Annotated in this window: 10 protein-coding genes; 5 read left to right on the forward strand and 5 right to left on the reverse strand. The window is 68.4% G+C overall.

The window, feature by feature from the left end:
* The first annotated feature begins 86 nt into the window (after nucleotides 1-86).
* Entirely contained in the window at nucleotides 87-1,004 is a 918-nt protein-coding gene (locus ACLJPD_RS27540) for a DAPG hydrolase family protein (RefSeq protein WP_410876055.1), read from the forward strand.
* Between the two features lie 657 nt (nucleotides 1,005-1,661).
* Nucleotides 1,662-2,348 carry a hypothetical protein gene (locus tag ACLJPD_RS27545; protein WP_410876056.1) on the forward strand — a complete coding sequence of 229 codons (687 nt, stop codon included), beginning with the start codon at nucleotides 1,662-1,664 and terminating at the stop codon, nucleotides 2,346-2,348.
* On the opposite strand, the gene ACLJPD_RS27550 is transcribed toward ACLJPD_RS27545, so the two are convergent.
* From ACLJPD_RS27550 to ACLJPD_RS27560, 3 genes are read right to left on the reverse strand one after another with little or no spacing between them, the layout of a single operon-like run.
* Nucleotides 2,349-3,671, reverse strand: coding sequence for a CHAT domain-containing protein (locus tag ACLJPD_RS27550; protein ID WP_410876057.1), 1,323 nt, complete (start codon nucleotides 3,669-3,671; stop codon nucleotides 2,349-2,351).
* Nucleotides 3,668-5,014, reverse strand: a complete 1,347-nt coding sequence (locus ACLJPD_RS27555) for a hypothetical protein (protein ID WP_410876058.1) — start codon at nucleotides 5,012-5,014, stop codon at nucleotides 3,668-3,670. Before ACLJPD_RS27555 ends, ACLJPD_RS27550 begins: the two co-directional genes overlap by 4 nt.
* Nucleotides 5,008-6,402, reverse strand: coding sequence for a hypothetical protein (locus tag ACLJPD_RS27560; RefSeq protein WP_410876059.1), 1,395 nt, complete (start codon nucleotides 6,400-6,402; stop codon nucleotides 5,008-5,010). Before ACLJPD_RS27560 ends, ACLJPD_RS27555 begins: the two co-directional genes overlap by 7 nt.
* Nucleotides 6,403-6,462: 60 nt before the next feature.
* On the opposite strand from ACLJPD_RS27560, the gene ACLJPD_RS27565 reads away from it, so the two are divergent.
* Nucleotides 6,463-6,705, forward strand: a complete 243-nt coding sequence (locus ACLJPD_RS27565; protein ID WP_410876060.1) for a LuxR C-terminal-related transcriptional regulator — start codon at nucleotides 6,463-6,465, stop codon at nucleotides 6,703-6,705.
* 83 nt (nucleotides 6,706-6,788) lie between these two features.
* Nucleotides 6,789-7,190 carry a hypothetical protein gene (locus tag ACLJPD_RS27570; RefSeq protein ID WP_410876061.1) on the forward strand — a complete coding sequence of 134 codons (402 nt, stop codon included), beginning with the start codon at nucleotides 6,789-6,791 and terminating at the stop codon, nucleotides 7,188-7,190.
* A gap of 6 nt (nucleotides 7,191-7,196) precedes the next feature.
* On the opposite strand, the gene ACLJPD_RS27575 is transcribed toward ACLJPD_RS27570, so the two are convergent.
* Nucleotides 7,197-7,472 (reverse strand): LuxR C-terminal-related transcriptional regulator, encoded by a 276-nt coding sequence (locus ACLJPD_RS27575; protein WP_379294864.1) that lies wholly within the window; start codon nucleotides 7,470-7,472, stop codon nucleotides 7,197-7,199.
* Between the two features lie 254 nt (nucleotides 7,473-7,726).
* Here ACLJPD_RS27575 and ACLJPD_RS27580 point away from each other — a divergent pair, with 254 nt between their 5' ends.
* Nucleotides 7,727-8,959: a TetR/AcrR family transcriptional regulator gene (locus tag ACLJPD_RS27580; protein ID WP_410876062.1), complete on the forward strand. Its 1,233-nt coding sequence runs from the start codon at nucleotides 7,727-7,729 to the stop codon at nucleotides 8,957-8,959.
* On the opposite strand, the gene ACLJPD_RS27585 is transcribed toward ACLJPD_RS27580, so the two are convergent.
* Nucleotides 8,946-10,376: a phenylacetate--CoA ligase family protein gene (locus ACLJPD_RS27585; protein WP_410876063.1), complete on the reverse strand. Its 1,431-nt coding sequence runs from the start codon at nucleotides 10,374-10,376 to the stop codon at nucleotides 8,946-8,948. The two genes, ACLJPD_RS27580 and ACLJPD_RS27585, sit on opposite strands and share 14 nt — an antisense overlap.
* Nucleotides 10,377-10,556: the final 180 nt, after the last annotated feature.

Raw genomic sequence — 10,556 nt, forward strand, 5'->3', positions numbered from 1 at the left:
ACCGATTCCACCTGCGCGAATTGTGGTACTTCACAGACCTCGTCCAAGGTGTCGGCCCCCATTCTCCGTGACCATAAGGTCGACAGATGCCGAGTCAACCAAAACCCGATCGGCGCGCCGCAATCCGGTTGGCGGCGGTCGTCGGCGCAGGTTTGGCACTGTCCGGTCTCCCACTCTCTGCCACCGCCGATCCGAACGCACAATACCGTGGGTACTCTGCCGAGGACCACGCCAAACCGTACGCGAAATACATGGCCGCGGAAACCGCCCCTGTCCTGCCTTCGGTTGCTGCGGCTTATCACGGCGGCCCGACACCACCGGAGCAGATTCCCGAGTTCTCCGCCCTCCCGACGGACCTCTCACCGCACGGTATCGCCGCGGTGGAAACCGGCTACGGACAAAGCACATCCGGCGCAATCTGGGTCGCGGTACATACCGAGATGCGGGGCGTCACCGCCGCCATGTGGGACTGGTGGTTCGCCTGGCACACCGCCGAATCCGCGCGCTACAAACTCTGGCACCCCGACGCGCACCTCTACTGCGGAGTCGCCCGAGACCGGTCGGCGGACCGCATCCCCGACCGCGAAAAATACATCGGCAACATCGCCTACGTCGACGAGTACATCGGCCCGAAACTCCAGCAACTGGCGATTGCCTTCACCGACCCGCGTGCCCATGGCTTTCACGTCCCCGATCAACACACGATCATTCTCGGACGGGTCGGCAGCATCGTTGCACCGGTCGATCTCGGGTGGCTGGCTCATCAAGTACGGCCGATACCCGCGGGATGCGAAATGCGAAGCCGCTTCTACCTCAACCTCCACGGCCTCCACCAACCCAACCTGGCCCAAGCCGCGCAAGCGATCGAACGCGGGCCTGCTGTCGACCCCCGCGACCTCGTCCTCGATATCGCCCTCGCCCGCGAACTACTCCTGCACTGTGGTCAGGAAATGAACCATCTGGCCGGATTTCTGCCCGAGCTCTACCATGAATTCGCCCGCTGAACCCGACATTGCGCGGTGACAACCGCCTGGATACATCACCAGGTATCGCATGTCGTCAGGGCCAGCATGTCGGCGGGTAGACCACCTGCCGGTTCTCGAGGCGGTCGCGCAGCCGCGGGGCATCCCCACCGATCTCCACAGCCACCGACCGCACCCGTGCGGCAGCCCTGCCGCACGGGTGCGGTCGGGCACGACGGCGATCGCAGCTCGAAGCGCTGGACAATGCGTTGAACAGCGCCGATGGTTCGGGCGGTTGCACTGATCAGCGAGGAGGGTGTGGCGGGACTCCCGCGGTGCCTACCAGGGCCGATCCGGTATCGAAACAGCCTGTACCCGCTGCTGACTCGGGCCGATCTCCCTAGCCTTCTCGAACGCCGCGCCCAGGGGCGAAGGCACGTATCCGGTTGTAGCTCAACACAATGTCGGCTCTTCGACGGACATCGAATTCCGGACCCGAGCCCTACGATCGAGCGATGTGGGCGTCATGAGTCGCATCCGAAAGACACGTGCACGCAACGTCGTCGGCCCCAATTTGCCCGACGCGCATCCTGTTGTCGGCGACGACGCCCAGATAACCAGCCAGGCGTTGCATCGACACGATCGACAAGAACGGCAGGTACCCCTGCAGCAGTGTCGATTCCGGTTTCGGGGGTAGATATGCGCACATCCGGCGCAGCGCATCCGTTCCTGCCGTTCGCTGACGGATTGGTCGCCGCAGCAGCTATCGGCGAGCTGGCGGCCACCTCACCCGGTATCGATGGGGGTTCGATCGCCGTCTTCGCGGTGTTCGTCGGTATCGCCGCGGCGTTGTTCGCCAGGGCGCGCTATCTCGCTCCGGTGGCCGACTTCTTCTATTCCGCGGTCGGGCTCTTGGCGTGCATCCCCGTCGCCGCGGAATTTTTGCGCGGCACATCGTGTGACTCCGCACCCGCGGCGCTGCGGTACGCGGTCTTCGCGTTGTTGTCTGTGCTCGCGGGGTTGGGATTCTTCGCGGCCGTCGTGACGACCGGGATCGCGCCGAAGTTCGGGTTACGTTGGTTCGGAGCCGTCGAGTTGTTGACGGCGGCGACCTCGCCGTTCGGGATCGACGCGTTGCCCGATCCGGTTCCGCTGAGCGTGCTGATTCTGCTCGCGATGCCGTTGGGTTGGCTCGCCGCGCGCCGGTCGAACGCGGTGTTGGACGGCGGGACGAGCGCGCTGGCGGCGGTGGCGATCCTGGTCGCGGCGTTCGCGCCGCGGTGCGAGGACAGCGCCAACACCAACGGCATCGTGATGGTGATGGTGTTCGGCGCGACGTTCGCAGTCGCCAGCGCGATCGGCGTGAGCACCCGAACACGGCGCTGATCAGGGTCTCCAGGGGGCGATGGTGTGGCTCAGCGACGCCCAGACCAGCGGGCTGTCCGCGATGTCGCCGCCGGCTTGCCACCGATGTAGGCATTCGCGCTGCCAGGCGCGCAGCTCCCCGACGGGGTCGAGACCTTCGTGTGCGCGGTCGACCCGCAATCCGAGTTCGGTGGTCGGCTTCGCGGTCGTGCCCGGACCGAAGTCGGCGAAGGCACGGTTGGTCGGCAGGGTCCAGCGGGTAGTGGTGACCAGGGCCGCGCCCGCGTTCACCATGGCCACGACCAGGCCGAAGGTCTCGGCGGAACGGTAGTCGACGCCACCCTCGCACGCGATCAAGGCGACACGGGGCGGCATCGGCCACAGTCGGGCGCCCGGTTGCGGATCGGTGTGGCCGTAGACGCGATGCGCGGCGGAGTCACCGGCGAGGGTGCCGAGCAGCAGGTCGATGGCGGCCAGCGGGCGGTGATCGCCGCTCGAGACGATCGGGTTGCCGTGGGGGTCGGGGCGGGTCAGCGGCTCGGCCATGCCCCAGTTCCTGCGGGTGTCGTGGAGATGCAGGGCGGCCGAACCCGGCTCGTCGACAACGGAGGAGATGTGTCCGAAGTAGAACAGGCGGGAACGTTCGGTGCGCAGGGCGGTCGCGAGGTCGCGGCGACTCACGCGGGCGGCGACGCAGCGGGCGCGTTCGGCGGCGGGTATTCGACCCGCCGTCACGTAGGAGTCCACGCGGTCGGTGAAGTCTGAGTGGTCGGCGCGGTTCAGAACAGGGCCGAGGTGGTGGGCCTCGGCACCGGAGGGCGTTCGAGGGTCGATGAGCAGCAGGGCGGGACGGTGCGCGCTCACCGACCAGTCCGATGGCAGGTTGTCGCGGCCCGCGTGCACGGCCGCGGGTGGCTCATAGACGATGTCGGCGATCTCGAGCATCCGGTGCACGCTGTCGACGATCAGCAGCTCCCACGGCAGGCCCGCGAGTCGGGCGCTCGGAGTCAGTCGCACCCTGACCTGTTCGCCGCGCGCCGAGCGGCGCGACAGTTGGGCGGCGAACGCGACGGGCAGCACCGCGACGGTCAGTGCCTCGGTGAGCTTCAGTTCGGCGTCTCGGTCGGTGTACGCGCCGGTCAGCGCGCGTTCGACACCGTCGTTGCCGGACTCCCCTGCCTGGAGCGCCGGGAGCGCGGCGCTCAGTTGGGCCAGTACCCGCTCCACGGTGTCGGCCGCGACGACGGCGTATTCGCAGTGGTCGGGTCGGTCCAGCCAGCGCCACGACAGATAGGTATCGCCCGCGTCGACGGCGCGCACGAGTACCTCGATCGGTGCGCTCACCGATCCTCCGACGGTGCGATCAGTTCGCACAGCAGTACCGCACCCTGACGCGGCTCGGTGCCCGCGAGCGAGGCGAGATAGGCGTCGATGGCGTCGAGGCGCGCATGCAGGGCCCGCGCCACTGCGTCGGGGTGGTCGTCGAGCAGGAGGTCGTCCACCTGGGCGCGCGCGTTGCCGACGGCGGTTTCGGCCGCCATTACCAGTTCGGTGAGTTCGGGTGAGTCACCGGCGAGGAGGAGTCGGGTCGCGGCGGCGCGGTCGAAGTTCCAGCCTTCGAGGAGTTCGCGATCCACCTCGATCTCGGTTCGACCGAACGCGGTGCCGCGCAACTGTTCCGGGTCGATCTCGGCGGAGAACAGGCCGAAGGCGCGGGCGCCGGGCTCGCCGTGGTCGGGGAGTTCGGCGAAGAGATCGCCGTCGGGGCCGGCTTCGACGGGAGCGACGCCGAGGAGTCGGCCGGTGGTCTCGTCGGCGGTGTAGGCGAGCAGTTCGGTGGCTTCGGCGCACCACGGGTCGACGCCCGCGGCGAGCCGGGACCGCAGTTCGTACGCGCCCGCACGGTAGTCGACCCTGATCTCGGGTCTGGCCGCGCCCGGCCAGGCCAGGATTCGCGGAGGCAATACGGTGGGATCGGCCATCATGTAGGCGGTGTCGTTCTCGGGGGCCCCGCGGTCGTGGGCGTAGGTGCCCGCACCGACCAGCGCCGATTCGTCGACGGCGCGCCAATCGGCGAGCGCCGCCGACAGGTGCGCCTCATCGACGCCGGTGAGTTGCTCGGCGAGATCCGCGATCTCGCCACCCAGCCCCGTTGCCACCGCCGCCGACATCGCGGTGCGCACCAGTTCTGTTGCCGCCGCCGACAATTCGCCGTCCACCGCCCGCTCACCGAGGGCGAGCAGCGCGTACTCGCCGTAGCCGAACAGCCGACGCGCGAGAATGACACGGCCGCAACGGTATTCAGCCATCGCTTCATCGAGCAACAGGGCGCCTCTGTCGAGCGGGCACAGAGTCCAGCGGGCCGTCGCGGCGACGTGGGCTCGATGCGCCCATGTCGGGGGAAGCGCGGGACAGTCGAGGCTCGCCACCGCGGGTCCCTCGATGCGCGACGCCGCTACGAGCAACACGAGCGCGGGATCGGCGAAAACCTCGCCCAATGCGGCGGGATCGGCGCCCGGGTCGACCGACCAGCCGAGCGGATCGGCGGGCGCCACGGGGTCGACGGCGAGCGAGATGCCCGCGTCCACCCGTAATTCCGCCGCGGGCAGCGCCGGCGTGCGCAGCGCGAACCAGCTCACACCGCCGAGATCGTCGACGACGAGGCGACCCGTTCGGAGGTTCACCATGTCCCGTCCTCTCCCTCGTCCGCACCCAATGCGTAGAGAATCGTCGCGGCGCCGTCGAATCGCGCACCGATGCCGCGAGCGACCGAAGCGTCGAAAAGTTCGGCGACGTCGTCGGTGTCGATCACCGAGGCCACCGCCATGAACAGGATGGCGTCGACCAGACGCGCCGCGACTACCGGGTTGCGCGCCCGCGCGGTGGGCGGACCGTCACCGCCGACAGCATTCCAGTCGGCGCGCACCTTCGCGCGCAGATCGTCGAACGGGACGCGCCCCGTCCCGCCGCGGAGCAGTTCGGCGGCGAGCGCGCGTTCCCACGACGGTGGGGCGACGGTGTCCAATTCGGCTGCGGCCCTTGACAAGATGTCGGTGTCGAGGAGTCGGCCGAACCCGGTCGGCTCGATCGCCGAGTCCAGCACGGTCGGGTCGGCCACCGACACCTCGCGCCGCGCGGTGCGGTAGTCGACGCGGGCGTCGTCGAGTCCGACCGAGCGCAGCTTCGTGTAGAGAACCGTCGCGTCGGTCAGTTCGCGGCCTTCGACAGCCCACCGCAGCATGGTCTTCCTGGCGCGCAGGTAGGCGTGCGCGAAGCGGGGGTCGTCGCGCACGGTCGGGTCGGCGTCGATCCGGGCCGTCAGCAGACCGTCGACGTGGCGCAGTTCGGCCGGGGTCGGTTCGCGCGCGGGTCGGTCGGGATCGCCGTGGACGGCCAGCGCGGCAACTGCGGCGTCGATCGCGTCGAGCACCCGCTGGTCGGCCGAGAAGTCGGGGCGCTTCTCGAGCAGATGGGACGCGTAGCGGCGCAGGGCGATAGACACGTATCGATCCCGGTGGTCGTGGGGCCGGGCGATGAAGGCGTCCGCGTCGGCCGCGGTGTCGATCACACCACCGATCCCCGCACCGAGGCGTTCGCCCGCCATCGCGGCGCGCACCGAGGGCGGGACCACCAGCTCGTAACTCTTCACCCGATCGGAGATCTTGTTCGGTATCCCGCGCGGACGGTGCTCGTGGGCGAGCAGGGCGAACTGGGCGCTGAATCGGGCGAGCGGATCGGCGTAGTCGCCGTAAAGGCGCGAGACCGCCAGCCACCCGGCCGGTTCGTCGATACGGCTGTCGGTTCCGGCGAGAAACGCCGCCAGCGCGCCGTATCGTTCGCGCACCCACTCGCGGGTTCCGCCGAGCACCCCGGACCAGCCCTTGAGTTCGTCGATGAACTCCTTCTTGCGCGGCTTGGGCGCCGCAGCCGCGCCGAACCACAGCCGAGCCAACTCGGTGCGCGACACCTCGGGCCCGGAACCCGTTCGGACCCACCACAATTCACGAATCCAGTCCGGCTGGGGATACCGCTGCCCGGTCAGTGAAGGCGTCACTCCGCCGAGCATGACAGCCATCAGCGCACCCCGCCATCCGTCGGCCGAATGACAGCCGTCCGGGGGATCGGTGGAGGCGATATGGATATCGCGAACACCCCCGCGCCGCTGTCGGCGCGCGAACGCGAAGTACTGCGCACCTGGCTGCTGTCGGAGACGAAACAGCAGGTGACCTTGGAACTGTTCATCACCATGGGGACCGTCAACACCCATCTGGGCCGCATCAGAACCAAGTACGCCACGATCGGTCGGGCCGCGACCACGAAATCGGCGTTGTTGGCCAGAGCACTGCAAGACGGCATCATCGGTCTCGACGAACTGTGATGTCCTGCGAATCGCCGACTACCCGACGACCCTGCGCGGACAGCAGACTTGGGTCGGTCGCGACGCGATGGGAACGGAGACAGATGGAACACCGGGCCGGCTACCGGCTCACCGTACCCACAGACGCGCTCGGTGAGCTGATCGATGCTGTACACGAACTCGCCGTCGGCCCGCCCGTGCCGACCTGGCGCACCGGCAACGTCACCTACCTGGGTCGCCCGCGAGTGTGTGACCGGCCGGTGCCCGCGACGGATCGGCCCGGCCACGCCGTCGCCGCGATCGCCCTGACCCAACGTAATTGTCCGACGGTCGACGTCGTCTTCGCGATCACCGAGGCGGTGGCCTACGCGGAATTCTTCTGTCGATCCCGTCGTGGTGCGAAATCCCCCGATCTCGTCCGCCTGCGCGGCTTGGTGAGCACGACCGCCGCCGCACTCACCGCCCGCGGCATCCCCGCCACGGCCGACCCCATCCCCGACCGGTAGCTCGGCTCAGAGTTCGTCGAGCTGAATCAACCCGTCCTGCAATGCCCGAGCGAGCAGCAGCGCCTTGGTGGGGGCAGCGCGGTCGACGGCCGCGAACTTGTCGCGGATCCTGGCCAGGTGGGTGTTCACGGTGCCGATCGCGATGTGTAGCGACTTGCCCACATCGGATTTGGTGTCGACGCGGATCCAGGTGAGGAGCACCTCCACCTCACGGGGGCTCAATTGCGGTGCGATCAGCCCCAACTCGCTGGGTGCTGTCGCGACAACGGGTCCAACAGACATTATTGCTACCCTCCGACACATGTTCGCTGCGGACGCCCGTCGATTGCTCGGACGTCTCGATCCATCAAAGAGCAACTTCTCAGCGAGATCACTCCCGTCGCTGAACGTGCGCGCTCTCAGCTGAGGGCAACTACTCTCACACGATGTAACGGGCGGCTCTCCCCGACGAACTATCACCCGGGGGGGACGAGATCGCAGGAGAGATAACCATTTCCGTCGAGGACCCCATTTCCGCGCAGCTCATCCGCGAGGGTTTGCGCGCGCTGGTCGAGCACCCGGAGCAGATCCTCCTGCGTGGCTTCCGCAGCGAGGAGGTGATCAACGCCGCCGGTGTCTCACAGGCCACGTTCTACCGCCGATTCGCCACCAAGAACGCGTTTCTGCTCGCCGTGCTCGACGAAATGCAGGCCCCCGCGAACTGCACCGTCGAGGCCGTTCGCGACACGGTCGCCGAGCAGGTCGTCGTGCACGCCAATGTCGGTCGAGCGGTGGTGCGCGCGCTCACCGAACACTATTTCGACGTCCTCACCGATCGCACCACCCTGACCAAGAACCTGCTGACCCACCTGTTCGCGACCGGAGATCCGCGCACCGCGCGCGCGATCGCCTCGAACTTCCGTCGGCGCGACGAACTCGCCGTCGCCAGTGTCGATGTCGCCTTCGCCCGGTCGGGCGCCTCGCTGCGCGCGCCCTTCACCACCAGGTCCCTCGCCGTCGCGCTCACCGCACTGGTGGACGGCTTTCGGTTGCGCGCCGACGGCGATTCGCGCACCGTCACCACGAATCTGGTCGCCGACACGATCGTCGCGCTGCTCAACGGCGCAATCGCGAAGCCGGATCGGCACGAGCACATCGATGACGTGCTCACCACCTACTACCCCACCGCGGACACCACAGTGCTGCCCCGCGATCTGCGTGCGGCGATACTCGGTGCCGCGCGCGAGGAATTCAGTGCCCGTGGGTATTTCGACGCGTCGATGCAGGCGATCGGAGAGCGGGCGGGCGTATCGATCGGCACGGTGCGCACCCTGTTCCCGAACAAGCCGCATCTGATCGTCGGCGCCCTGAGCAAGCACGTCACCGAGCTGACCGAGGCGGTGGCCGACGATATCAAGCTCGATCGGGACGAACTCACGACCCTCGGCAACCATCTGCTGCGACTGGCTCAGTTGACCGCGCGTGAGACCGCGTTCATGGACGCGCTGCTGGTGGCGCTGGCACACGACGCGCGTGGGGAACCGCACGGGCTGCTCTCGCTGCGCGAAAAGGTCGATCTGCCCGCCATCATCGCGCCGGTGATCGCCACGGCCCAGCGCAAGGGTGTGCTGGCCGAGCTCGCCCCACCCGACGAGCTGGCCGCCACGATCACCAATATCCAACTGCACCGGTGCTTCACCCGGCGGGGCAACCCGCCCGAGGAGAACACCGCGTTCATCGTCGACCTACTGCTGCACGGCCTGCTCCGGGACTCGTCTACGCCCCGCTGATCCGCCCGTCGTGCTTGATCGCGTACCGGAATTCGGGGCTGCCGAAGGGCCGGATCTCGACCAGGGGTTCGGCGCGCGTGCCGATGCGCGTGCGCAGGTCACGGTATTCGCGGCTCGCCTCGGTGACGGTGTCGACGAACACCGCGCCGACCCCCTCGGCGACCCCCTCGGCGACGGCTTCGTCGGGGGTGCGGCCGGGACGCAGTTCGACGAGCAACCGGAGCCGGTCGGCGCCGCTGGGGTCGAGGTCCTTGTCGAGGACGAATTTGCCGGTGAGTTCGCCGCCGAGCCGCGGATCGGTGAGCGCGGCGCGGACGGTCTCGGGCGGGAACTTCACCGAGTAGAAGCTCACGGCCACATCGGAGCGCCCGCGCACGGCGATGAAACCGGCTGTGGGCGTGGTGGTTCGGACCTGCGTGTGGTGTCCGGCCGCGCGCAGCGCCTCGCCCACTTCGGCCGCCGTGTGGACCGACCCGACGTCGTTGATCCGGTAGCGCACCAGCGGCATCGCGTTGGCGACGGTGAACAGCAGTCGGCCACGGTCGTCGGTCTCGACGTAGCGGTAGGCGGGGTCGTATTCGACGAAGGTCGGCAACACCGGGTCGGCACCGAACAGTGTGTCGCGAAAGGTGCTGTCGTGCTGGGCGAGTCGGCGGATCGTGATCGAGTTCGCCGTCTCGTGACCGAACATGCCCGCGTCGGCGGCGCCGTAGATCAGGCAGGTGTCCTCGGGGCGGTCCGGTTTGCCGAGCAGCGACAGCAGGTTGTCACGCCACGGCTCGCTGATGGCCTCCCCTGCCATCAGAACCTTGATGTCCTGGTCGAGCACGGCGGCGGGGGCGCGATCGAGGACGTCGCGCACGAAGGGCGGGTAGCCGACGAGAACGATCTGGCCGTAGTAGGGGCCGAGGGCGGCGATGTCGGCGCGGATCAGATCGATGTCCATGCCGGGGGTCGCCACCGAAACCCGCATGTCGCGGCGATGCAGGTCGGCGACCGAACGGAAGGTGTAGGTGCCGCCGATCCAGTCGCCCATCGAGAAGCCGACCACAACCAGCGTCGGCGTGGTCGCGGCCAGTAGGCCGCGCAGGATCCGGGCGTGCAGGTCGACGCTGTGCTCGTGGGAGAGCTCGTCACGCGCCCAGAACGTGGGCGCGCCGGAGGAACCCGAACTCGATGACCAGGTGCCCGCGCCGGTGATCACCCCACCGGTGATCAGCTCGTGCGGCGGGTAGGCGCGGATGTAGTTGTCCTTCGTGACCGGGGGAACCTCGGCGAAGTCGGCGGGGGTGCGCACCGCGGCAGCGTCGATGCCGTTGTCACACAGGAACTTCGCGTAGGCGGGCACCGTGTGGGCCGCCTGCCGGAACACTCGCAGAGCGTGGGCGAATCCCGGCCGGGTCTGAGTGGAAATCATCGCGACTCCTCGTCGATCCGCGAGCGGCCGTGCTGCCCCTCGCGGAATCGACACCGATCCCCCGGGTTTCGCCGGATCGGCGTCGGTGTCGGCTGTTCACCCGACAGACAGGGGTCCGAGCCCGTGGCAAGGTCGACACACGCGGGTCGTGGCGGCGCCCCGTCGCCTACTCATGACCTG

This window comes from Nocardia sp. A7 (assembly GCF_046549215.1).
Classification (GTDB): domain Bacteria; phylum Actinomycetota; class Actinomycetes; order Mycobacteriales; family Mycobacteriaceae; genus Nocardia.

Excerpts from the sequence above, each read along its gene's own strand:
- ACLJPD_RS27540 (WP_410876055.1), top strand. The coding sequence starts at position 87 with ATGCCGAGTCAACCAAAACCCGATCGGCGCGCCGCAATCCGGTTGGCG.
- ACLJPD_RS27545 (WP_410876056.1), top strand. The coding sequence starts at position 1,662 with ATGCGCACATCCGGCGCAGCGCATCCGTTCCTGCCGTTCGCTGACGGA.
- ACLJPD_RS27555 (WP_410876058.1), bottom strand. The coding sequence starts at position 5,014 with ATGGTGAACCTCCGAACGGGTCGCCTCGTCGTCGACGATCTCGGCGGT.
- ACLJPD_RS27560 (WP_410876059.1), bottom strand. The coding sequence starts at position 6,402 with ATGGCTGTCATGCTCGGCGGAGTGACGCCTTCACTGACCGGGCAGCGG.
- ACLJPD_RS27565 (WP_410876060.1), top strand. The coding sequence starts at position 6,463 with ATGGATATCGCGAACACCCCCGCGCCGCTGTCGGCGCGCGAACGCGAA.
- ACLJPD_RS27570 (WP_410876061.1), top strand. The coding sequence starts at position 6,789 with ATGGAACACCGGGCCGGCTACCGGCTCACCGTACCCACAGACGCGCTC.
- ACLJPD_RS27575 (WP_379294864.1), bottom strand. The coding sequence starts at position 7,472 with ATGTCTGTTGGACCCGTTGTCGCGACAGCACCCAGCGAGTTGGGGCTG.
- ACLJPD_RS27585 (WP_410876063.1), bottom strand. The coding sequence starts at position 10,376 with ATGATTTCCACTCAGACCCGGCCGGGATTCGCCCACGCTCTGCGAGTG.